Here is a 22,315-nt window from a genome sequence, read left to right as displayed (position 1 = left end):
ATTTTATTACTCGATATTACCTGCTTGTTTAACTTGCGCATTTTGGATGTCCAGTCCATTCTCTTTGGCGATCTTAAGAATGCGGTCCGGGTTGCTCAGTTCTTTCACTTGAAAAGCGAGGTTTTCATTCTGAGATTCCTGTTGGGAAATTTCCTGCTCCAAGCTTCTGATATCACGATTAAGTTCGTCCATGGAGGCAGAAAATTGCACAAGGAATACAGAGGCTGCAAGAAATAAAGTTGTAGCTGCCGAATAAAGCATTTTTTCCCCTGTACTGATCCATTGTTTTTTTCGAACCTTTACTTTAACCTGTTTTTGTCTCTCCGGTTGATGAAAAGGCTGCTCCTCTTTTCTAATTTTTTCTACACTCATGTTTGCTTCCACCCTTCTTCAAATTGAAACTCTGAATTCCAAGGTTTAATCTTCTCTACAACTCTCAGTTTTGCTGAGCGCGAACGACGGTTTTCTTCTAATTCTTCACTTTCTGCAACGATCGGTTTACGTGATACCATCTTGAATGGCGGCTGTTTGTCATCAGGGATAACGGGGATATTCTTCGGCAGAGGCGGATTGGAACTCCATTTTTTAAAAGCTTGCTTACATAAACGGTCTTCTAAAGAATGGAAGGTAATCACGACAATTCGTCCATTAACCGCACACACTCGTGCTGCCTGATGGAGACTATCCTGAAAAGCACCCAGTTCGTCATTAACAGCAATGCGAATAGCCTGAAATATCCTCTTAGCCGGGTGTCCACCCTTGCGCCTTGCAGGTGCAGGAATTCCCTCTTTAATTAGTTCGACAAGTTCACCTGTTGTTTCAATCTTTTTTTCAGTTCGTGCGGCTTCAATTTTTCTTGCGATCTGTTTAGAAAATTTCTCTTCTCCATACTTAAAGAAAATTCTCACTAGACTCTCATACGGCCACTCATTCACGACTTCTTTGGCACTTAATTCATTAGACTGATTCATCCGCATATCTAAAGGTGCATCTTGATGATAGCTGAATCCACGTTCCTCAACATCCAGTTGAGGACTTGATACACCAAGGTCGTATAAAATCCCATCGACTTCAGTGTAACCTAATTCTTCCAGTTCACTTTCCAATTCGCGGAAGTTCGCATGCACAAAAATGACTCGATCCGAGTATTCATCCAACCGTTCACGAGCCGCTCCCAGGGCTGCTTCATCCTGATCGAATGAAATTAACCGGCCCTTCTCGCTTAACATGGAGGCAATCACTTCTGAGTGCCCTCCACCGCCAAGCGTACAGTCGACATATGTACCGTCAGGATGAATGTTTAAGTGCTTTATAGTTTCTTCTTTTAATACGCTGTAGTGTTCAAACATGTTCTCACTCGTTTCTCATCTTCAAATATCAAAATCAAGCATATTCTCCGCAATTTCAGAGAATGATTCTTCCGATGCCTCAAAATACGTTTCCCAATGCTCGTGGCTCCAGAATTCAATGCGGTTTGATACGCCGATAACCACACATTCCTTCTCAAGTGAAGCGTACTTCCGAAGAGGAGGAGGGATATTGATCCTTCCCTGCTTGTCCACCTCGCATTCGACGGCACCTGAAAAGAAGAACCTGGTGAAAGCGCGGGCATCTTTCTTGGTAAGGGGGAGTTTCTTAAGCTTCTCTTCAAGAAGCTTCCATTCATTCATAGGATAAGCGAATAAGCATTGATCTAAACCTCGAGTAAGGACAAACGTTTCCCCAAGGTCTTCACGAAATTTGGATGGAACAATAATCCGTCCTTTCGTATCAATGTTATGCTGGAATTCACCCATGAACATATTGGTTCCCCACCTTCTGTCTTCACCTTACCACATCGCCCCACTTTTCTCCACATACTTTTAATTTTTCTGCACCCATAAAAAAAATCCTGCCTGAAAAGGCAAGATTTTAAAGGGTTAAACGATTTTTTTATGAAGTGGAGAAAGGTGGAGGGCTTTTTTATACATACACCACATAATGATCCTGATCAAACGTTAGCAAATGTTGATTAAGTCGCTGAAAAACGTCCGTACCATGCTGATTCACCCATGGGAGAATACTCCACATCCGTTCTTGAAGACCTCCTGCAGGGTGGAGGAGTAAATCCAATTCATTAAACTGCGTTACTTCTCTTTCGTATTTCTCTTCCAGAGTTTTCGCCATCCTCTTTTCTAAATAATCAACATGCTGGTAAATGTAATGAAGATTTTTATCTGCCAGACCTTCTAGATCCGGTCCGAGTTCCGCAGATTTTTCTCTAAGAGGCTTATGAATTCTTTCTATTTCTTCTTTCACTTGTGCACTAAGCTGAGGAATAGGCGGAGCACTCTTCGCCGCAATCCACCTCATTTTCTTTTCACCGGTACCGAATTGCACAGCTTCTGAAGGCTCTACATTGAAGTGTTTCAACTCCTGCTCGGATTTACGGTCTACCAATGTAAAGGATAATCGAGGGAGTACCGGAGGCATTTGCAGACCTACGGCTTCAAAACCAGGTTTAAGAGCAGACCAATAATTAATTTCCCCAGGACCTCCTATAAAGGCGAGTACAGGGAATAAGAAATCCTGCATGAGCGGCCTTGTCACTACATTGTTGCTTAAACGCTCCGGTTGATTTGCTGCTACATCTAATAATTCTTTTTCTGATAACAGCACTTCATTCTGTTTGCCTCTGAAGCTCCCGTCCTTCTCACGAGTAAGGAGGACGCGCTCACCCTCATGATGGTAGAACAAATGAGCATCTTCTGCTTCACTGTCTAATACTGTTTCATATCCATCCTGTGCATTTAATTGAATGGCAGAGAAAACACGATGCGCGATTTCTGCATTGTGCTGAATCATCGAAGTAAAGTAAGCTGACTCAAGCTTGCGTACTTCCGGGCGATGAGCATCCATCACCACCAGACCTTCATCAGGAAACAAAAGATAGACCAATTTAGCGAAGAAATCGCTATAGCTGTCAGATTGGTTCAATAAGCGCAGCGCCTGTTGATAAAAATCACCAGTGTATTCCGTCTCATCTACCTCACTGAATATTTGCTTCAGCCAATCCTCCCCGGCTTCCCGGTCGATCCTAATATCTGAAACGGAGGCTTTTCGTTCAGGCTCCTGGGAAATAGCCATCTTTTTCATTTTCCCTTGACTCTTAACCATAATATGGTTAATCTCATCAAAATCATGATCCTCTCCTGCAACCCAGAAGACCGGGAGAACCGGTTTACCTAGTTCAGCTTCTTTTTTCTTAGCCAGCTGAAGGACAGAGATGATTTTATGAACCGTGTACAGCGGACCTGTAAGCAAGCCTGCCTGTTGTCCGGCAATGACCACAGTTGCCTTTTCATCTTTAAGTCTTTCAATATTATCCATTGTACTTTCCGGTGCACCCCACTGCTCGTTCATTTCTTTTAAGACTTCCGAAAGATTGGTGCGCTGATAAGTTTGAGATTGCAGGAACTGCAGTCTATTCTTCCAGGAATCAGGATCTCCAGGCGCATACGAGAATTTTTCTTTAACGTTTTCAAAGTTATATTTATAATCATGAAACAGCCTCTGTTTCGGCTTTAATTGAATAGGATCGATACGCATTTATGAACTACTCCTTTATCGGGCAAATATTCTTTGTAGTATGTATCCTCTTAGTATTGTACAAAAAAGATTCAGGGAGTTCATCTAATCTGTTTCTTACCATAGTAAACGATCCATCAGGCCGTAAACAGTCAAACCTACATAGAAGAGGGTAAAAACTAGGAAACTGACTCTCCAAAACCCTCTGAACGCCCGTTTTAGTTGAACGTCATGATTTTTTCGATACTGGACGATAAGTGACAGCCCTAAGAGAAGTAATAGAAAAATCATAATAAAAGCAAAGAAATTCTGTTCAAATATCACTAATAATAGGACATGAACGGCTAAAATAAAGATGGGTGCGGTGAAATTAGCGGTCTGGTGAATAGCTTTCCACTTGTGACGCTTGAATTTCCTGGCAAATAAATAGAAGATTATCAGCACCGGGACCGGCAGAGTTAGAATTGCGGCTAGTGAGAAAACCAAGAATTCCATCATTTCTCCCGTCTCCTATCATTCTGAAATTCAATTGCGTGAACAGCATCCAGCACAAATTGATGGTTCGGTAATGGGCGAGAACTTCGCTTTAACAAATATCCATTTATGGCTTCAATTTCTGTTTTTCTGCCAGCTTCTAAGTCCCTGAGCATTGAAGATAGATTTTCAGCAGTCAATTCTGCGATCGATTGTACTCTTTCCCATTCCTCATCCATGTTACGCTCTAAGACCATACAGGCTTCCTGACACAAACGCCAGGCCAGAGCTCTAATATAATCGTTTGTACACACAGCTCCATTTTTCACTTTGAAGATCCCTGTTAAAGGATTAATTACAGAGTTAACCAGCAATTTCGAGGCAAGCATATCATCATAATCTTCCCGAACGTAGATTGGGAAATCGTTGGTATGCAGCGTTTTAACCATTTGTTGAAGACCAGCTTCCTGCGTGGACAGACTGGCCACATTGATTCTTCCATTCCCCGTATGCTTTACATGTGTATCATCCAGTTTAAGAGCCCCGTGCTCCACCACACCAAGCCAGCACGTGTTTGAAAGTGACTGTACTCGCTCTAAATGGCCCATCCCATTTTGTAAAAACAGGAAAGGGACATCCGATGGTAAATTCATTTCTAATAACGGAGCAACATCTTTCTGTTTAACAGCAACGATGAGCAGACTATGGTTCCTAAATCCACTTGCAATGGTATGGGCACGTACCCGAATAGGTTCCCCCAGACCATCACAATGTACGCCTTCTCTTTCTATATGCTCTCTCTGCTTTTCTCTTCTTACATATAGATGAACCTCGTGGTTTCTGCCTAAATAGGCAGCCGTAAGGAGCCCTATGGAACCTCCCCCAATGATTCCTATATTCATTGATCTTCCCTCACTTCGTTCAATATATATTTTCTTATTGTAGCAGACTCTTATGGACGATAGCAGTCGATAATTGTCATTCCACTAATTGTTCATTTCATTCTGAAAATTTTTATATTATAATAAAGGAAGATACAGATAAATAGAAAGGGGAATCTTTATGATGACTTCCACAAAAGTTAAGCCTTTACTGGTCAATTATAAAACACTAGAAGAATTCAAACGCTTTAAGGAGTATGGCAACCAGGAGCTTGCTATGCTTGAGGATTTGGAAAGCAACATTGTAGAAAATGACAGCGAATCACCTTTTTTTGGTGTTTATTATGGAAGCGCTTTAGTCGCGCGCATGAGTTTATACCGCGTTCGTGCTAAATACGATAATTATTTTGTTCCTCCTCAAGATTATCTTGAGCTATGGAAACTTGAAGTTCTTCCTGATTACCGGGGCATGGGCTTTGGAAAAGATTTAGTTGAATTTGCAAAAAGCTTCGAACTGCCTATTAAAACGAACCCTCGCATCAATTCTCACGGTTTTTGGGAAAAGATGGGCTTCCAAAAGGCAAATTATGATGTAGAGCGTGATTTAGGAGAAAATCCACTGATCTGGATGCCTTCAGGTGTCGAGGAAAGAGATGTAAATGCATAAAACCATATCCAAATACAAACAAGGCCGCTACATATGACGTGTAGGGGCCTTTTCTTTATCCGGACTTAGTAAACGGGCGAACCCGTCTGTCGGATCTTACATTTAATGATAGTACATAAAATAGCTTTAATCGTTTATTGAGGAGTCTTCTGATGTTGTTTGACCCAATGAACGAGTTTATCCATTTCATTCCAAGCCGCTTCCCACTGTTTCAACTGGCGTCTGAGTTTCTGATTATCTTCACTCAACTGTTTTAATTCATATTCAAGTTTCTGTTTACCCTTTTCGTCATACTGTTTCACTTTCATTTCTTTTAAGAAGGAAATTGCGGCATCAATCGAAAGTGGTGAATCTTCAGCAGAAGGTAAAGTTGTATAAATCGTTCGCTTTTCTTTGCGGTTTTGTTTCGCTTCTTGAATTTCTTCATGATACTCTTTTCGTACGGTCGCATTCCATCTAAACCCACAGGCTGCGGGCGTTCGGTTCAAATGTTCAGCGACTTCCTGAAAGGCTTCAAGCTGTGTTTTACCTTCTCGGATGTACTTGAGAACCGTGTTAGCCAGAAGTATATCTTCCTCTTCCTTCCAGGCGTCTTGTCTAGGGGCATCCATACCATCCCTCCTCTATTGTTTGTATATAGTTATGCAGAAAGGATGGTTGATAGAATCGTATTCATAACTTTTTTCTTGTGCTCATAAACTTTTTCACCGCTAGTTTATGTTCTTCAGTTTCCCATAACTCCGAACAAAGCCGAACCTCTTCTTCCATACGCTCATAAAGATCCTCGGGAAAGCATTGCTTGAGGAGCTGCTTCTTAAATACACGCATCTGAGCGGAGGTTTTATTTAAGAAAGGTTGAATATCTTTTAAACCATGAATATCTTCCAAAGAAGCTATTTTATGTAGCCAGCCTATATTAAGAGCTCTTTCTGCCTCATACATTTCCGCATCCATCAGCCAGTGAGCAGCGTTGCCAGAATTTATACGCCGGTAAAGGAGGGTTCCTCCGCCCCAGCCGGGAGTGATTCCAAGGTTCCCCTGTACAAAGCCGAACTTTGCCTCTTTACGTCCATAACGGAAATCACATGCTGTAGCAATTTCGCAACCTCCTCCTCTAGCCTGGCCGTTTAATAGGGCGATAACGGGGATAGGCAGCGTAGCCAATTGATGGAGTACCTCCATCATAGGGTGGAGCAAGTTATAAGCTTGATCAGCTGTCATATCACCATGAAATTCATTTAAATCTCCTCCCGTGCAAAAAGCACGCTCCCCTTCACCAGTGATCACCAGAAATTTCAGCGTATGGTCTGAACTTACCTGATCCAACGCTTCTTTCAACTCTTTTGTCATATGACGTGTAACCGCATTCATTTTTTCAGGTCTTTGAAGCGTGAGTACCGCATAATTTTCTTGTTTAATATCCAGTCGGACTTGTTCCATCTCCATCACCTCTATTCATTAATTTAACACAAAGTACCGTCAAAGCTCCCTAATGACATTAAAGTAAAGCTCCCGTTACTGGAAGACTCAGTTTCGAGATAACTGAGGCCCGTTACTCTATTTGGAATAGGGCTGGCGGGGAAATAACTCGCTTTCCTATGGGGGAACGGTGAGCTTCCTCGCTCGTTTCACTCCCTGCGGGATCTCACCTAGTTCCTTCTCCCATGGGAGTCTCATCATTTCCCCACCAACCCAACGATATCTAGTGAACGGGCCCCTGCTATAGGAGAAAGAAGCCATGCTGCATTTGCCTCAAATGCTTATATAACAGGGTTTCTACAATTAAACACAAGTAAAGACCAGTGGGGAATCATAGATGATCCTTGTTCATTGGAAGACGTTTATGCAGAAAATTTTGAGCTCTCAATAATCGCAAAGGGGCGGAAGGGAACGGCGAAGACTCCTGCGGGATGAACATGATCGGTGAGATCCCGGAAGGCGAAGCCTGAGGAAGCTCACCTCATGCCCGCGGAAAGCGAGCCGTTCCCTGGAGCCCCTTTCTCCACACAATATCTCTAATCGGAGTCTTCCACAATCCGGCCCTTTAGTCGAATAAGCCTTGTATAACATGATCATTAAAAACGTTTAAAAGATCTTAACATAAAAAAAAGAGCCTGACTTATATGTTCAGACTCTTTCTCCAACAAGGATTTAGTTGTTAACCACTTGTTTTCCGTTGTATTGTCCACAAGATTTGCAAACATGGTGTGGCTTAGTGAACTCACCGCAATTTTCACACTTGTGCATTTTTGGCGCGTGAAGTTTTTTGTGAGTACGGCGTTGATTTTTGACTTTCTTAGACGTTCTGCGCTTAGGTACTGCCATGTTCTACACCTCCTTTTATTTACGATTAGAAAACCAAACGATTTTCTTATTCGTCTTCTTTTTCATCTAATAATGATTGCAGTTTAGCCATTCGAGGATCCACTTTGTTTTCCTCTGGTTCCTCAGTAACTACTTGCCAGCCTTTCCCTTCCTGGGGGGCTGCATCCTGAGCCTCACTATCATTAGAAAATACTCTCGTTGGAATCTCCAACTGTACATTTTCCTTGATATAAGGCGTCAAGTCAAGCACTTCTCCCTGCACTGGATGAACTTCGGAATCATCTTCTTCCTCATGATAAGGAGAAAGATTGAATGCTTCCAGTGCATCAATTTTAAACGGATAAGTCACATCGACTAATGTCCGGGCACAAGGTAACACCATTTCTCCATCAATTGAAAAAGTCACCGTAATATCGTTTCCGTGTGTGACGGCTTGACCTTTGACATGGACAGGGGAAATCCTGCGAATGTCATTTTTCATTTCTTCTAATTCGCGAATATCTACCTCTTCTTCAAAAACCAGCGGTTCGTCACCTGCTTGTTTAAGTTTCTGGAGAGGAAATTTCATAGTTATCACCTCATGGCAACAAGAGTTATTGTAAAAGGATTTACGTCATTTGTCAATATTTTTTCTTTACAGCAAATGCGACCCATTTCTTAATGGTTTTATTAAGATAACATATTTTGCCCTATGCATGCGAATTTTCTCCCTCTTCATGATAAAATAAATTCAGGTACCTATTAAAATCTACTTACCATTGAAGGAGGAACTCATTTGAAAGCGTGCGGGGTTATCGTGGAATACAATCCTTTTCATAATGGTCATCTTTACCATTTGGAACGCTCCAAAGAAACAGCAGAAGCCGACTGTATGATCGCCATCATGAGTGGAAATTTCCTGCAGCGCGGAGAACCCGCCATTATTGATAAATGGCACCGGGCTGAAGCAGCCTTAAAATCTGGAGCTGATCTCGTACTGGAACTTCCCTACATATACGCTGTTGAGCACAGTGACTACTTCAGTCAGGGAGCCGTCCAGACTCTTTCTGAAATCGGAGTGGAATCGATCTGCTTCGGCAGTGAAAGCGGTGAAATACAAGCTTTTCTAAGCGCTCACGAGCACCTGGATCGAAACGCAGGGTTATATGATGAAACGGTTAGAAAATACTTAAATCAGGGGTACTCCTTCCCTGAAGCCTCTCGTTTTGGTTATCAGGCTGTCGAGCTGCCCACAAGCAGTATTGATCTGGCTCAGCCCAATAATATCCTGGGCTACAGCTATGTAAAACAAATCCTGGCCTATGATAAAAAGATTCGTCCTCTTACCATTAAAAGAGAAAAAAATAATTACCACGACGAAACGATTGTAGGGAATATTGCCAGTGCCACGAGTATAAGAAAAGAACTCTTAGCTGACGGCATGAACACCCTCGTTCAGGAATCTATTCCGGAATCTACACGAAATCAGTTGCTTTCATATAAAGAAAGCAAGGGAATGTGGCATGAATGGAATCATTACTTTTCCCTCCTTCAGCACAAAATCTTAACACTGAAACCGAAAGACCTCCGTTCTATTCAGGGAGTCGATGAAGGGCTTGAGCATCGTCTTCAAAGAATAATAAAAGAGTCAGAGAACTTTCAGCAGTTTATGGAGCAGTTGAAAACAAAACGTTATACATGGACACGGCTGCAGCGCACGCTCGTTCACATTCTGACGGGTACGGAAAAACAAGATGCCCAGCTGCTGCTGAACCAGCCACCTCCTTATGTACGAGTATTAGCTATGAGTGATACCGGTAAAGATTACCTTCGCTCGACTAAGAAACAGATGCGGCTGCCCGTACTCTCTCAGCCGCAGCAAATGAATCACCTTATGCTTGATATTGAGGAGAGGGCTTCAATTGCCTACTATAGCGTGTTGGAAGCCTCTGTAAGGAAAGCCATGTTAAAAAGGGAGTATGGAGCCCCCGTTCAACATTAGAAAGAAGCAGCCTCTCTCTGAGGCTGCTTCTTTAGTATCAGACTGGTTCAAGATCCTCAAGGTAGTTTATAGCCTCCTGGAACGTATCCACGGGAACAACCTTCATATCTGTCTCAATGTCCTCTGCGGTCTTCTTAGCTACTTGATAATTGGAGCCTTCACGCCCTTCTTCATTTGGGGCAAAAAAGATGTCCGCACCATCATTAGAGGCAGCTACTACTTTCTTATCTATACCGCCGATTCTACCTACTTGCCCTTCGTAGTTTACTTCACCGGTTCCTGCAATTTCATATCCTTTTGTTTCATCCTTTTCAGTTAACTGATCATAGATCTCAAGTGAGAACATTAAGCCAGCGCTCGGTCCACCAATCTCTCCACTCTTCACTTTAACTTCTGGATTAACTTTCACGGACCGGTCCGTAACGAGCGAAATTCCAACACCTACTTTATCTGCATTGTCAGGAAATGGAGCAAGCTCAATTTCTTTTTGAAGCGTCTCCTCGCCTCTCTTGATGGTTAAGTTTACTTTTGAACCTTTTTCCATGTCACTTACATAATCAATCAAGTCGCTGGATTCCTGAATTTTGTTTCCATCGACCTCCAGAATTTCATCTCCTGATTCAAGCTTCTCTTCTGCAGGCATCCCTTGGATGACACTCATTACAAAGACGCCCTCGAAATTAATTTCAATATCTCTATCTGCTGCCTGATAAGCGACCACTTTAGCCGCTTCCTGTGAAGATTCCATCATTTGAAGCTGAGCATGATAGTATTCTTCTTCCGTTACACCCTCTGGACGGATTTGTTCGATAGGATACACTTGATTGTATGGCCTAATCTTAGCCATCAGCCACTGAATAGGTGTAGCCTGACCGCCTCTTACGGTTACAAGATGCATATCTCCTTCGCTTTCATACCCATCGACAACTTCAACGATCGGATCCAAAGCGTCAGCAGATCCAGGTTTGTAAATATAAAACGGTAATCGATACGCCGCTAAAAATGCAATAATCAGTGCGGTTATGATTCCAGTAATTAATACGCGCTTATTGGCTTTCATTCGTTTAGGGCTCCTTCCACGCAGCAAGTCTGGCTTGGATGTTTTTTATGTGTCCTTCTGCTGCTGCTTCCCCGGCTGCAACAATGTCTTCGATATTTGTAAAAGCACGGGAACTATATTTGGATACATCTGGACGAATCATAACATCAGCATCTGTTGATACTCCCATAGCATTCACTAATTCATGCTGCATGATGTCTATACTTTGAGTAATAACATCATAGATAGTATTGATATTGGGATCAGCATCAAAATGGGCACAATCCACTGCGATTACGATATCCGCTCCCATCTCCTTAACCACTGAGACTGGAACACGATCCATCACGCCTCCATCAATATATAACCGCTCATTAATTCGTTCCGGCACGAAAATTCCAGGGATGGCGATGCTAGCCCGGACCGCCTCACTGGCAGGACCATCTGTAAAAACCATCTTTTGCCCGGCATACAGATCTGTCGCAATAACCGCCATAGGAAGGGGGAAATCTTCTATGTTCTTTCCAAAGGTAAAAAGCCGGATGTACTCTTTAATCCGTCGCCCCTGAATAAAGCCCATCTTCGGGACGGTGAAATCCAAATAATATTTCCGTTTAAAGGTAAAAGCGAGCTTATACATATCTTCAATCTTTTGTCCAGCCGCAAAAAAAGAGCCTACTAAAGCTCCCATGCTGCTCCCCGCTATCATGTCGATTGGAATTCCGTAACTTTTAAGAACCTTGAGAACACCCAGATGGGAAAAACCACGTGCCCCTCCCGAACCGAGCGCCAAACCGATCTTCGGACGTCCCACCTGCCATTCCCCCTTCCATACTTTGCTTTATTTTATGGAATAAATCCTTATCTTATGAGCGTACATATGGAATATAGACTAGCCTTCCTGTTACATGTCCAAATATATCCTCATTCTACTATGGATGATATTAGAAGTACAGAAAACCGTATACCTGAGGAGGCGTTCCTTATTTCCAAATTAAAGACTTTATGGCTAACCTGTTTAACCCTTGGTTTTGCCGTATCCTTAATTATATACCCTAAAGCTGCTCTGACTGCCAGTTTAAGGGGCCTTGATCTTTGGTGGGAGGTGGTATTCCCTTCTCTTCTCCCTTTCTTTATTACAGCCGAATTGCTCATTGGATTTGGAGTGGTCCATGGCTTGGGAGCCCTCAGCGAAAGATTCATGCGCCCTTTGTTTAATGTGCCGGGCTCTGGAGGCTTTGTTTGGGTGATGGGAATGGCGAGCGGTTACCCAAGCGGCGCTAAGTGGACTGCTGACCTTAGAAAAAAAGGTCAAATATCTCAAATTGAAGCAGAACGCCTCATCTCATTTACGAATGCGTCCAGCCCCCTCTTTCTTTTTGGGGCTGTAGCTGTAGGTTTTTTTCATAATACTTCCCTTGGAGTAATTCTTGCTATCGCTCATTATGGAGGCAACTTTATCGTTGGTATAGCTATGCGGTTCTACAAGCGAAAAGAAGAACCCCCTATTCGCGATCAAACCTATCCTACCTTCAGAGAAGCCTTTATTACCATGCACCAGTCGCGTTTAGATGATGGAAGATCGATGGGGAAATTAATGGGGGACGCCGTGTCCCGCTCCGTTGATACTCTTCTGATGGTCGGCGGTTTTATTATGTTATTTTCAGTATTAACGGAACTCCTGAAACGAACAGGGGTACTGCCAGCCCTCTCCCCTCTATTCCATTTGATCGGCCTTCCTGAAAGCTTCCCGATTCCGCTTATGGCCGGGATGCTGGAAATGACTACCGGAATCGGAGCCGTGACTCAGACGCACGAATCTTTGCTGGCTCAACTCATGCTCGTGAGCTTTATCCTTGGCTTTCATGGATTCTCTATCCAGGCGCAGATTGCAAGCATTATAGCAGACACTGACATTCGCTTTAAACCTTATGCCCTTTCCCGACTGACTCACGGAGCGATTGCATCATTAATAATTGGTTTACTCTATCTTTTTGCCTACTCCCCTTCGGAGCAAGGCGATAGTCTTCCTATATGGAACCCAACCGAACAGCTTACGGTTCCGCTTTTGGAATTCTTTCACCATTATGGTCCGCCGATCACAATCGTCATGATTATGTTTACGATGTATGTGAAGTGGCAGTCCAACCGTATAAAACCAAATGATGATAAAAATGACCACTACGAACATATTTCGTAGTGGTCATTGGTTATTCAAACTTATCAAATAATGCTTTTTCTACAGGAGGTGGCACTAAATCCGAAATACTCGCTCTATATTTGGCTACCTCTTTTACGATACTTGAACTTAAGAACGAATACTGATTATTCGTCATCATAAAGAACGTCTCAATATCGGCGTTTAATTTGCGATTCATCGATGTAATCTGCATCTCATATTCGAAATCACTGACGGCGCGCAGTCCACGGATAATGGCCTGGGCTTTCTTTTCTTCCGCATAATCCATTAATAAACCGCTGCAGGAATCAACAGAAACGTTGTCCAGATTTTTAGTTACTTCCCGCAGGAGCCGGCAGCGTTCCTCCACATCAAAAAGAGGTGCTTTACTCTGATTGTTGAACACGGCCACAATCACGTGATCGAACACTTTCGCCCCTCGCTGAATAATGTCTAAATGACCGTATGTAACCGGGTCAAAGCTGCCTGGACAGATAGCTAATGTGGGCATTGTAATCCCTCCTTACTTGAATATTGTCACACCTATATTACTTCCATATACATCTGAATCTATCTGACTCAATCGGCCAACCGACTCAGGAATTTCTTCAGATGCATCGTGTTCACAAATGATAACTCCATGCTCTGCCAACAATTCATAATCTAAAAGCGCTTCCATTAGTTCTTTGTAGGAAAACTTTTTATAGGGAGGGTCAAGAAATATGTAATCGAACGTTAACCCTCGTTTGCCAGCTGCCTTCATGGCACGCTTAGCATCAGTTTTAAACACTTCTACACGGTCCGTTAAATCCAATGTGTGAATATTTTCATAAATGGTCTGGATCGCTTTTTGCTGTTGATCTACAAATATACAGGACGATGCACCTCTGCTCAACGCTTCTATGCCGAGTCCGCCGCTTCCTGCAAAAAGATCTAAAGCTTTACCCCCATCAAAATAAGGACCAATCTTGTGAAAAACCGCTTCCTTTACTTTATCAGTTGTTGGACGAGTCTTATGAGTGGGGACAGATTTTAACTGACGCCCTTTAAAGTCACCCGCAATTACTCGCATCGTTTCTACACCTCTTTTGTCATCATTCCCCATAATCCTACCACAAAATGAAGGCTGCAGGAAATTGAAGGTTTTTAATGAAGAATTCTATTTCCAGTGAATAAAAGAAATAGAGCAAGTCCATACTAGAGTTGAAGCAGATTACTGCTTCTGAAAACGGAGAAGGCTTACATCCCCATAAGTACTTCCTCCGGTTTCTCCTCTCCCTTTACTTTCTTGAATCTTAGGGTTCAAGGAAGAAGGGCTGTCTATTATGGACAGCCCTATTTTTTTTGGACATAAGGTACCGATCTCATAGGCCGGTAAAACCTTATCCGGAAGACCTGTGCTGTGCAAACCTATACATATCCTCTCCTGTGAAACCTCTCCGAATTTATGCATTCCATAACCGGAGTGTTCACAAGCATACTGATTTTTGCTAGTGTAGTCTTGAAAGCGTTCAGGAAAGGAAGTAAATCAATATGATCCAAAAATTCATCGAACTTGGTGAAGGTTATGCAGATATTTATGAACTGATTGAACTGGGGTCTCTTATGCCAGAGAGAATTCAGCATGCGATCGCATTTTATAGCGAAGAAAACGGTAAACCACTTGCCTCGTTATCCCTGGTAATGAAGCCGGCCCGGGGAGATAAGTTTCAACCGATATATATTTGCCGGGAAGGGATCCCGAACCCGCATGAGCAACCGAATAAACGATTTAATTTATTCAAAGAGATGGCTGAAAGTGCCGGAAATGAGGTAGCCGAATTTACCATCAAGCCCTCAAGCTTATTTCCAGAGACTGAGTTGTTTTACCAGCATTTAATCGGCATCCTGCGAATGAATAAATTTATCGCCCCACTGTCCTAAAGAAAGAGGTCTCCTTATCGGAGACCTCTTTTCTAAATGCCCATTTTGTAATCGTACTGCTTTGCTTTATCAGGTTTTGCATTTTCATAATCCGTCTGAATATCAGGTTTATGAGAAGGGATAACGCGGGAAACAAATGGTAACCGCTCTAACTTTTCCATTTTAAATTCCAAATCTTCTTCATTCACATACAACACCGCATATTTTAACTTTTTAGAGGCATGGATGAGATGACCGTGCTTTTTTATTTGTCTGACATTTTTCATGTGTTGAAAATATACAATAATACCTTGTCGTTTCGTTTTAATCATGACGACACCCTGCTTTACGAAGTATTTACCGTCAGTGTACCAAAAGTAAAGGTGAACGGCAATTATTCTCTGACTATTCTTTTAAAAAGGAGTCTTTCTATGAAAACGGACCACGAACGGGCATTTGACCTTTTTTCAGAAGATTTGCACCGGTCTTCTGTTATAAAGAACGTTCAGTTTAAACAAATTACCGGGCTTCCTTTTGTGTATCTCTGGCCGGCTCATCAAGCTGATCAATCTCAGTTAGAAGATCAGCTTAAACGATCCGCTGCTAAAGCGATGAAAGGAAAACGCCTGACCCTTGCGATGAGTTATGTACGCAAAAGTCAGGCGTTCTATGTGTATCGTGTCCGGTTTCTAGTTCCCCAACGGAAAATGTTCTGCTGCGGCAACTTCTGTGATGATTGTATTCGATTCACTTAAGTTTAAGAGCATCCACAGCTGCCGCCGCTTCCACACCCGCCGCTGCATCCGGAATCGGTAAGTGCCATTCCATTTTTAGGAACTTTTATTTGTTCACTTACACTGAAAGCAACGTTTTCACTTATTTCATCCAGCAGCTTTTGAACTTCCCGCTCCGCTTTTTTGAAATGAGCCACGGTTTCGTGCATGTCCATTTCTCTCTTAACGGAACGAACCTTTTTCATAATATCATTATAATCTGGATGATAGCGTCCGAAACGCTGTACATCCTCGTAGTGTTCTTTTATATCAGCAAATCTCTTGATGAGCGCTTGTGCCTCACGATCGTTCTCAAGAGCAAACTTAGCTTCGTTATAATGATGCATTGTATCTGAATTCATGACCATGTGGCCAATCGTTTCTGAACTATCAAGCAGATCGACAATTTCCATTGTAGCTAGCATTTTAATGTCCACCTCCACTTCTATCTTATCAAATAGGACAGCAGAATGAAATGAGTTTCCTCACTCTCTGCTGTCCTATTTGTTGTAATGAGTTTTTTCTCGTAGTCTTAAGAAGCTTTTGAAAAATTTACAAGTGATCTCACATAGTTTATGAAACATTCATATGGCTCCATAAATTATGAGTACCCTTATTTTAGTAATAAGGATATTCTAACTCTCTACGGTCTTTGTTCGAATCTTTCTTAGCTTTGGATAAAAATTGCTGGAATTGTCCTAGTGCTCCATTTAGCTCATCCATATGACGAGACACTTCTTCCCAGTCCAAATCCTCCATCAAAGCACTTAATTGCTTCAGCCAATCCTTTTTACTGGATGAGGAGGCTTTTTTCACTTCTGGTAATGATCCCCAAAAAGGGTCATCTGCCCCTAGAATCATCCACTTCTCATAGTAACTTTGAATCAGCTTATGATTTTTACGAATTTGTTCTTTTACTTGCGGATGTTCATCCACAAAATCCTTAAAGCGCTGGACATTCGGGTGCAATTCATTTGTATTCATTACGTTCACACCTCACTGTTAGATCTACTCTATAGCCTATGCACCTTCAAACAAGGACGTTCGTAACACTCGTTAAAATCATAAGAAACTCAGGTAAATTCCTAGTTTACTTCCTCGAAGCCGTTAATCTTAAAATGGCCATCCTCCTTAATAAATGAAAATTGGTAGGTATCCGTTACGATGTCCGCCTCTAATGAACGCTCAATCTTCATAGTTAAATGAAATTGAGAATAATTCCGAGTTAATTTAACAGGCTTCAATTCAATCAATTGTCCTTGAGGGGCGTAGTCTGCATTTAATGTGGAGAAAGCTAGCATTTCCGTCAAAGTTGCCCGTACCTTTTCTTCATATTCTTTATCTGTAGAGTTTTCGTTGGAAAGTTGAAAATAGGATTCTGTCTGCTCCATCCCAATTTCTTCTAACTTGTCACGTGAATAAAAATAAGGAGTTAACAGTTGATAGCTAAAGAACAGGAGGATGGCACCGCATAGAAGGATCTTAACCGTTAACGAGTACCTGAAGTCACGGAGCCGTTTATTCAATTGGACTCCTATCCAGAGACTGGCAGCTACCACGCCAATCGACATAAACCACATTAAAGCTGGATTTCGGACCCAAAAATTAATCTCGCTAACGTTCAAGACAAATATGTAGAATAAGCACAGGGAGACCAATATAACAAAAGTTTCATTTGTAAACTTGCGCATAGACCGTCTTCTCCCCTCCTTTCCGATAGCTCAGCTTCATTCATTTATTAATTTCTTTGATGTACTAAGCTTATCATAGGGCTAATTCAGATGGACACACGTAGCCCGTTAACTAAGCTTAGATCCAGCAGCCGCTTCTTGGGAGGAATGAAAACAAAAGAAACAGGGAGCTCCTGAGGGATCCTGCCTGTTACCACAGTGCCTAAAAAATCACTATTGCTTGCTTTGAGCAAACGAAAGACCTGCTGAGAGCAGCAGGTCTTCCAATTGAATCACTTAATGAAGTTCAGGGCGTTCTGAAATATCTTGAAGAGCTACGCCAGCCGCATGGTCAGACATATCTTCTACAGATAAATCTCCTAGAGAGATGATTCCAGTTAATTTTCCATTTTCCACTACAGGCAGACGACGAATTTGATGCTCAGCCATCATTTTACTTGCTTCTTCAAGTGTAGTCTCTGGACTACAGTTGTATAAACGATCGCTCATAACCTGCTGGATTGGAGTAGTTTCTGGTTTTTTATCGGCATAGCCACGAAGAACTAAGTCACGGTCAGTTACCATACCCATCAACTGGCCCTGATTGTCGCATACAGGAACAGCCCCTACATTTTTTTGCTTCATAATTTGAGCAGCTGAACTAAGCGTATCATCCGTACGACATACAGATACATCACTAGTCATAATGTCTTTCACTGTTTTCATAGGAAATCCTCCTTATAGTAATTCAATATCAGTGCTTAGTGTTCCCATTTGAACGAAATTATTACATGCAACCATGATCCTTCTGTAGTATAATTAAATCGATAACGTCTATAATGCTGAATAAAGGCGTGTTAGAAATCGCAGAAATTGCAACTTCAGCTTTTTCGTACTAAAATTAATGAAATACATACTATTTGTGAGGTGGAAGAGATGAAACTAGAAAGCACAGGTTTAGATGGACTGGTTGTTGATTTCAGACCATTAACGGAATTAATGGAAAGCAACGGTTTCATTCTAGGAGGTTCCTGGGATTACGAACGTGTCACTTACGACTATAAACTGGATGCTCCAGAGAAGAATGTTACTTATTATGTACGTGTACTGGGATTCGCCATTGAAGGGGATGTCGACCGCGGAGATGCTGTCATTCGACTGATGGATCCTTTACTTGGACGTCATTACTACCCGCACGGTGTAGAATACGGCGAGCAGGAAGGCTTTTCTGAAGGAATTATTGAAAAAGCAAGAAATTTAATTAAAAAGATTCAGGAGCCTGCGAATAAATACCATAACCAGGTGCCCGAGCATATTGTGCTTGAGAAATTGACCAAATGGGCGGAAGAAAACCAGAACCAGGAAGTTCTCGAAAAAGTTAAAGAGCTTTCCAACAACCCCGAACAGCGTAAATAAACGATCGCCGGTGGTTAAGGCACATCCGATCATCGGGATGTTCCAACAGAGTCGCACATCATTACTTAAATGGTGAGCGGCTTTTTTTAAAAATGCCTTCCAGTTTTTTCGAGTTGGTTTAGGGAAAGGAGATCCATACATAAATTGTTCCGATATCTAACTAAAAAACAATGGGTCCTCATAGGGCTTTTTATACTACTTGTCATTGCGGGATATTATATACTGCCTGTCTCTATCCCATTAATTTTAGCTTTAGTGACTGCTTTATTCCTTAACCCATCCATTCGATGGATGCAATTCAGATTTCGAATGAACCGGAAAATGGCTGTTACTATTGTATTTCTGCTGTTTCTTGTGTTTCTGGGTTTACTTGGAACGTTTGCGGTAACTCGAGCCGTTGCTCAAATTGTTCAGCTTGCCGATCATGCTCCAGAATACATCAACCAAATGAATCAAGTACTTTTGAATTGGCAAAACAATATGGATAGTTTTACACGTAATATGCCACAGGAATTCGTAGATAAAGTAGCAAGTGAGTTGACGAATGCTTTTGACCGCACCACTAACGCTATTTCTCAGCAGCTTCAACTGTCCAACATAGCTTCCGTAGCTGCCAAAATACCGGAATACTTAGTCAGTTTTCTTGTATATTTAATTGCATTATTTTTATTTATGCTGGAGCTGCCTCGCCTAAGGAACAAAATGCATGCGGGTTTTACGGAAGCGACTTCTGAAAAAGTTAAATTTATGAACGCACGTTTAGCTTATGTAGTGTTTGGTTTTTTAAAAGCCCAGTTTCTAGTCAGTATTATCATATTTATAGTCTCTTTAGCGGGGCTGTTGTGGATAACTCCCGAAGTGGCCCTTATTATGTCACTGATTATATGGATGATTGATTTCATTCCTATAATCGGCTCTATTGTAATTCTTGGGCCATGGTCAGTATATATGCTGATTATTGGAGACATTTCCATGGGAGCTAAACTGGGAATACTAGCAATTATCTTATTGGCTATTCGTAGAACGGTCGAGCCGAAAGTAATGGGAAGTCATATTGGCTTGTCCCCCCTCGCTACTCTAATAGCGATGTACCTTGGCCTCCAGTTAATCGGTCTGGTTGGCTTCATCCTGGGTCCTCTAGTGGTGATCGCTTTCAATTCTGCTAAAGAAGCCGGGATTATCAAATGGAATTTCAAACTATAATAGTAAAAGCCTGAAGCAAAAGAGCTTCAGGCTTTTTATAATCCTTCTTTATAACAGTCAGGCTTTGGGTTATGCACCTTTTTCTCCTTTTTAAAATGTAAAATTTCCCCTTTTTTTCCTGTATGTAGAAAACCATTATTTATCAAAACTTTTTGAGAAGCAATGTTTCCTTGATCACATTCTGCCTCCACCCTCTTTACTTCAGGATGACTAAACGCCCATGTACATAAATGGGCTACAGCTTCAGAAGCGTACCCCGCATTTCTTTCTGAATTAACAATATGATATCCAATTTCAACTATTCCATTATCATCCGGCTTCCCTTTAAATCCAATATCTCCTACTACATGGTCTCCTGTGGCATCCATTATGATCCACGGACCGAAACCAAGCTCTTTTTCATCATGTTCAAGCTTCTCTGCATATATGGGCATAATAGCTTTTAAACCATTATGCGGCCAATTTTTATTCCATGGCAGCTGATACTTATAATAAAAAGCAAGAGGATTCTTCATTAGGGTTTGAGCCAGCTCAATGGAAACGGGCATCAACTGAAGACGTTCTGTGTATAAACTCATTTGGTTCCATTCCTTTCTTATGTAAGCCTGCTTAATTATAGTGTTCTATATACCTGTTCTTCCACTCCCTTAAACAACTTAAACGTTCGTTGGGAAGCTTTTAAGTGGTTAAAACCAGGCATCTTCCGTTAACTTCAACAGGTAATGAAATTTAAAGAGCCTAAAAAAAGCAGCAAAACGTTTGAGTACGTTCGCTGCTTCTTCTAGCTGACTAAGTTCCTAATATAGCTTTAATCATGCTGGTTGTGGTCCCGCCATCATAGATAATGTATAGAAGTAAGTACACGGCTACACCTGTAATAGCAGTAGAAAACCAGATGATACTTGTCACTGGCCCTGCTTTACGGTGCTTAGGAATTCTACGTTTAAAAGCGAGAGTTAAAGTAACAATTCCAAAGACCGCTCCTACAGTGGCCAATAGAATATGAAAGATCAGAAATACCGTATAATAGATCTTAATTTCATCTGGACCGCCGAAACTCGTATTTCCAACAAATATGGTCCTGCTTACATAAATAATAAAAAACGTTAACGCACTTATCGCTCCGGCAACCATCACTTTTTTATGGGCAGATCTTTTATTCTTCGCAATGAGTATCCAACCAATAGCTACGAGTACAGCGCTTAATACGATAAAAAATGTACTAAGGGTCGGTAATAATGGCATTTTTCCACCTCTTTTCGGGCAACTAAAACAATAGTACAGGGAAAGTCTATTCGCTGCGATAGACTTTCCCCGATCTTAAGATTCGCTTGGTATATGAGAAGGCATTGGATCTATGGTGTTCCTCTCCTGGTTAAACCAGCTAAAGAATATATAAGCGATGATCGCTCCAAAAATAATTTCTTGAGTAATTTTCATAATAATTCCGCCCAGCTGCTGATCCTCAACCAGAGGCATCGGCGTAAAGTAGCTTGGACCGCTTAAATTGGCTGCGATATCATTAAGTACATTGGCTGGCACACATAGACTCATCGCCTGAATCCACGCCCCGGATTGGGAATAGGTTTCATATAAAGGAGTCCCTGCAAAAATGATCAATCCACAAGCAGGCGTTATAAGTACTCCATTGGCAAAGATGAAACCAATCTTCATGATCGGACTAAGTCTGTTTAACTCCTCTAATGGAGGGAATACAGACAGCCACATCACAAAAGCAGTAAACAGAATTACCGTAGTAATAATGGCGTGGGCAATTTCATCTGATTTGGCAAAGTCGAAAATGACAGGCATATGATACAAAGAAAACAAGCCGTTAAATAATAGAAGCGACAATAGAGGTTTCGTGAAGAAACGTAGTATATTCCCCAGGCCTTTTACCTGGAAAAGCTTCTTCCAAATCCAGGACGGCAGGCCTTTGATGATCAGTATAGGAAATAACAGATAATAAAGAGCCATCTGTGTCATATGAGCCGTAAACATAATATGACCTAACAGATCGACAGGGGACCCTTTAACGACATAGAGCAGAACCATACCTGAATAGAACATCACTTGTTGTGATATAGAAGGAGGTTCCGTGCCTTCTGGTCTTTTTGGTCCGGTTATATAAAAATAAAGAGCCGCTAACAAACAGACAAATACTAAATAAAAAGGACTCCATAATGCTCGGAAGCCGAAGATTTGAAGTTCTAACCACATTGGCATCTCACCTCAGTT

The 22,315-nt window shown here is 41.8% G+C and carries 29 protein-coding genes; 7 read left to right on the top strand and 22 right to left on the bottom strand.

Going from position 1 to position 22,315, the window contains the following annotated elements; genetic code table 11:
• Nucleotides 1–6 precede the first annotated feature (6 nt).
• The 6 genes from ftsL to ACTWPM_RS04310 form a co-directional block, all read right to left on the bottom strand.
• A complete protein-coding gene (gene ftsL / locus ACTWPM_RS04335; protein WP_443131837.1) occupies nucleotides 7–372 on the bottom strand; it encodes a cell division protein FtsL in 366 nt (121 codons plus the stop codon).
• Nucleotides 369–1,349 carry a 16S rRNA (cytosine(1402)-N(4))-methyltransferase RsmH gene (gene rsmH, locus ACTWPM_RS04330; RefSeq protein ID WP_443131836.1) on the bottom strand — a complete coding sequence of 327 codons (981 nt, stop codon included), beginning with the start codon at nucleotides 1,347–1,349 and terminating at the stop codon, nucleotides 369–371. Before rsmH ends, ftsL begins: the two co-directional genes overlap by 4 nt.
• Before the next feature lie 21 nt (nucleotides 1,350–1,370).
• Entirely contained in the window at nucleotides 1,371–1,802 is a 432-nt protein-coding gene (gene mraZ, locus ACTWPM_RS04325) for a division/cell wall cluster transcriptional repressor MraZ (protein ID WP_443122459.1), read from the bottom strand.
• Nucleotides 1,803–1,962: 160 nt separating this feature from the next.
• Complete coding sequence (gene bshC, locus ACTWPM_RS04320; RefSeq protein ID WP_443131835.1) at nucleotides 1,963–3,588, bottom strand: bacillithiol biosynthesis cysteine-adding enzyme BshC; 1,626 nt, start codon at nucleotides 3,586–3,588, stop codon at nucleotides 1,963–1,965.
• Between the two features lie 96 nt (nucleotides 3,589–3,684).
• Nucleotides 3,685–4,065 (bottom strand): DUF3397 domain-containing protein, encoded by a 381-nt coding sequence (locus tag ACTWPM_RS04315; protein ID WP_443131834.1) that lies wholly within the window; start codon nucleotides 4,063–4,065, stop codon nucleotides 3,685–3,687.
• Nucleotides 4,062–4,943, bottom strand: coding sequence for a 2-dehydropantoate 2-reductase (locus ACTWPM_RS04310; RefSeq protein WP_443131833.1), 882 nt, complete (start codon nucleotides 4,941–4,943; stop codon nucleotides 4,062–4,064). Before ACTWPM_RS04310 ends, ACTWPM_RS04315 begins: the two co-directional genes overlap by 4 nt.
• 160 nt (nucleotides 4,944–5,103) lie before the next feature.
• On the opposite strand from ACTWPM_RS04310, the gene ACTWPM_RS04305 reads away from it, so the two are divergent.
• A complete protein-coding gene (locus ACTWPM_RS04305) occupies nucleotides 5,104–5,589 on the top strand; it encodes an N-acetyltransferase (RefSeq protein WP_443131832.1) in 486 nt (161 codons plus the stop codon).
• Nucleotides 5,590–5,723: 134 nt separating this feature from the next.
• On the opposite strand, the gene ACTWPM_RS04300 is transcribed toward ACTWPM_RS04305, so the two are convergent.
• The 4 genes from ACTWPM_RS04300 to ACTWPM_RS04285 all read right to left on the bottom strand — a co-directional run bounded on the left by ACTWPM_RS04300 (nucleotide 5,724) and on the right by ACTWPM_RS04285 (nucleotide 8,482).
• Nucleotides 5,724–6,200: an RsfA family transcriptional regulator gene (locus tag ACTWPM_RS04300; RefSeq protein WP_443131831.1), complete on the bottom strand. Its 477-nt coding sequence runs from the start codon at nucleotides 6,198–6,200 to the stop codon at nucleotides 5,724–5,726.
• Nucleotides 6,201–6,261: 61 nt separating this feature from the next.
• Nucleotides 6,262–7,029 (bottom strand): enoyl-CoA hydratase/isomerase family protein, encoded by a 768-nt coding sequence (locus ACTWPM_RS04295; protein ID WP_443131830.1) that lies wholly within the window; start codon nucleotides 7,027–7,029, stop codon nucleotides 6,262–6,264.
• 711 nt (nucleotides 7,030–7,740) lie between these two features.
• Nucleotides 7,741–7,914 carry a 50S ribosomal protein L32 gene (gene rpmF, locus ACTWPM_RS04290; protein ID WP_014643101.1) on the bottom strand — a complete coding sequence of 58 codons (174 nt, stop codon included), beginning with the start codon at nucleotides 7,912–7,914 and terminating at the stop codon, nucleotides 7,741–7,743.
• Nucleotides 7,915–7,960: 46 nt separating this feature from the next.
• Nucleotides 7,961–8,482 (bottom strand): YceD family protein, encoded by a 522-nt coding sequence (locus ACTWPM_RS04285; RefSeq protein ID WP_443131829.1) that lies wholly within the window; start codon nucleotides 8,480–8,482, stop codon nucleotides 7,961–7,963.
• A 207-nt stretch (nucleotides 8,483–8,689) separates the two neighbouring features.
• On the opposite strand from ACTWPM_RS04285, the gene ACTWPM_RS04280 reads away from it, so the two are divergent.
• On the top strand, nucleotides 8,690–9,895 hold the full coding sequence (locus ACTWPM_RS04280; protein ID WP_443131828.1) for a nucleotidyltransferase: 1,206 nt from the start codon (nucleotides 8,690–8,692) through the stop codon (nucleotides 9,893–9,895).
• A gap of 37 nt (nucleotides 9,896–9,932) precedes the next feature.
• On the opposite strand, the gene ACTWPM_RS04275 is transcribed toward ACTWPM_RS04280, so the two are convergent.
• Nucleotides 9,933–10,955: a SepM family pheromone-processing serine protease gene (locus ACTWPM_RS04275; RefSeq protein WP_443131827.1), complete on the bottom strand. Its 1,023-nt coding sequence runs from the start codon at nucleotides 10,953–10,955 to the stop codon at nucleotides 9,933–9,935.
• A 4-nt stretch (nucleotides 10,956–10,959) separates the two neighbouring features.
• Nucleotides 10,960–11,748, bottom strand: a complete 789-nt coding sequence (locus ACTWPM_RS04270; RefSeq protein WP_443131826.1) for a patatin-like phospholipase family protein — start codon at nucleotides 11,746–11,748, stop codon at nucleotides 10,960–10,962.
• Nucleotides 11,749–11,814: 66 nt separating this feature from the next.
• Between ACTWPM_RS04270 and ylbJ the strand changes: the two genes are divergently transcribed.
• Entirely contained in the window at nucleotides 11,815–13,134 is a 1,320-nt protein-coding gene (ylbJ, locus tag ACTWPM_RS04265) for a sporulation integral membrane protein YlbJ (RefSeq protein WP_443131825.1), read from the top strand.
• Between the two features lie 10 nt (nucleotides 13,135–13,144).
• Here ylbJ and coaD read toward each other — a convergent pair whose 3' ends face one another.
• A complete protein-coding gene (coaD, locus tag ACTWPM_RS04260; protein WP_443131824.1) occupies nucleotides 13,145–13,624 on the bottom strand; it encodes a pantetheine-phosphate adenylyltransferase in 480 nt (159 codons plus the stop codon).
• 12 nt (nucleotides 13,625–13,636) lie between these two features.
• Nucleotides 13,637–14,218 (bottom strand): 16S rRNA (guanine(966)-N(2))-methyltransferase RsmD, encoded by a 582-nt coding sequence (gene rsmD, locus ACTWPM_RS04255; RefSeq protein ID WP_443131823.1) that lies wholly within the window; start codon nucleotides 14,216–14,218, stop codon nucleotides 13,637–13,639.
• A 428-nt stretch (nucleotides 14,219–14,646) separates the two neighbouring features.
• Between rsmD and ACTWPM_RS04250 the strand changes: the two genes are divergently transcribed.
• The gene (locus ACTWPM_RS04250) at nucleotides 14,647–15,036 is read left to right on the top strand and encodes a DUF7147 family protein (RefSeq protein ID WP_443131822.1); all 390 of its coding nucleotides are present in this window, start codon (nucleotides 14,647–14,649) and stop codon (nucleotides 15,034–15,036) included.
• Between the two features lie 32 nt (nucleotides 15,037–15,068).
• Here ACTWPM_RS04250 and ACTWPM_RS04245 read toward each other — a convergent pair whose 3' ends face one another.
• Nucleotides 15,069–15,347: a YlbG family protein gene (locus ACTWPM_RS04245; protein ID WP_443131821.1), complete on the bottom strand. Its 279-nt coding sequence runs from the start codon at nucleotides 15,345–15,347 to the stop codon at nucleotides 15,069–15,071.
• Nucleotides 15,348–15,446: 99 nt separating this feature from the next.
• Here ACTWPM_RS04245 and ACTWPM_RS04240 point away from each other — a divergent pair, with 99 nt between their 5' ends.
• Nucleotides 15,447–15,770: a hypothetical protein gene (locus ACTWPM_RS04240; RefSeq protein WP_443131820.1), complete on the top strand. Its 324-nt coding sequence runs from the start codon at nucleotides 15,447–15,449 to the stop codon at nucleotides 15,768–15,770.
• Between the two features lie 2 nt (nucleotides 15,771–15,772).
• Here ACTWPM_RS04240 and ACTWPM_RS04235 read toward each other — a convergent pair whose 3' ends face one another.
• From ACTWPM_RS04235 to ACTWPM_RS04220, 4 genes are all read right to left on the bottom strand, one after another.
• A complete protein-coding gene (locus tag ACTWPM_RS04235) occupies nucleotides 15,773–16,213 on the bottom strand; it encodes a YlbF family regulator (RefSeq protein ID WP_443131819.1) in 441 nt (146 codons plus the stop codon).
• A 193-nt stretch (nucleotides 16,214–16,406) separates the two neighbouring features.
• Nucleotides 16,407–16,772, bottom strand: a complete 366-nt coding sequence (gene ylbD, locus ACTWPM_RS04230) for a spore coat protein YlbD (protein ID WP_443131818.1) — start codon at nucleotides 16,770–16,772, stop codon at nucleotides 16,407–16,409.
• Nucleotides 16,773–16,873: 101 nt separating this feature from the next.
• A complete protein-coding gene (locus ACTWPM_RS04225; RefSeq protein WP_443131817.1) occupies nucleotides 16,874–17,479 on the bottom strand; it encodes a hypothetical protein in 606 nt (201 codons plus the stop codon).
• Nucleotides 17,480–17,755: 276 nt separating this feature from the next.
• Nucleotides 17,756–18,184 (bottom strand): CBS domain-containing protein, encoded by a 429-nt coding sequence (locus ACTWPM_RS04220; RefSeq protein ID WP_443131816.1) that lies wholly within the window; start codon nucleotides 18,182–18,184, stop codon nucleotides 17,756–17,758.
• Between the two features lie 210 nt (nucleotides 18,185–18,394).
• Between ACTWPM_RS04220 and ACTWPM_RS04215 the strand changes: the two genes are divergently transcribed.
• Complete coding sequence (locus tag ACTWPM_RS04215; RefSeq protein WP_443131815.1) at nucleotides 18,395–18,874, top strand: YugN family protein; 480 nt, start codon at nucleotides 18,395–18,397, stop codon at nucleotides 18,872–18,874.
• 144 nt (nucleotides 18,875–19,018) lie between these two features.
• Nucleotides 19,019–20,077 (top strand): sporulation integral membrane protein YtvI, encoded by a 1,059-nt coding sequence (gene ytvI, locus ACTWPM_RS04210; protein ID WP_443131814.1) that lies wholly within the window; start codon nucleotides 19,019–19,021, stop codon nucleotides 20,075–20,077.
• A 35-nt stretch (nucleotides 20,078–20,112) separates the two neighbouring features.
• Here the strand turns inward: ytvI and ACTWPM_RS04205 are convergent, their stop codons facing one another.
• The 3 genes from ACTWPM_RS04205 to ctaG form a co-directional block, all read right to left on the bottom strand.
• Nucleotides 20,113–20,655, bottom strand: a complete 543-nt coding sequence (locus ACTWPM_RS04205; protein ID WP_443131813.1) for a GNAT family N-acetyltransferase — start codon at nucleotides 20,653–20,655, stop codon at nucleotides 20,113–20,115.
• Nucleotides 20,656–20,866: 211 nt separating this feature from the next.
• The gene (locus ACTWPM_RS04200) at nucleotides 20,867–21,322 is read right to left on the bottom strand and encodes a DUF420 domain-containing protein (RefSeq protein WP_443131812.1); all 456 of its coding nucleotides are present in this window, start codon (nucleotides 21,320–21,322) and stop codon (nucleotides 20,867–20,869) included.
• A 75-nt stretch (nucleotides 21,323–21,397) separates the two neighbouring features.
• Nucleotides 21,398–22,297, bottom strand: a complete 900-nt coding sequence (ctaG, locus tag ACTWPM_RS04195; RefSeq protein WP_443131811.1) for a cytochrome c oxidase assembly factor CtaG — start codon at nucleotides 22,295–22,297, stop codon at nucleotides 21,398–21,400.
• Between the last annotated feature and the right edge of the window lie 18 nt (nucleotides 22,298–22,315).

Source organism: Halobacillus sp. K22, assembly GCF_052246795.1.
Lineage (GTDB): Bacteria > Bacillota > Bacilli > Bacillales > Halobacillaceae > Halobacillus.
The sequence above is the reverse complement of the archived record's forward strand: the minus strand, read 5'-3'. Positions and strand labels throughout refer to the sequence as shown.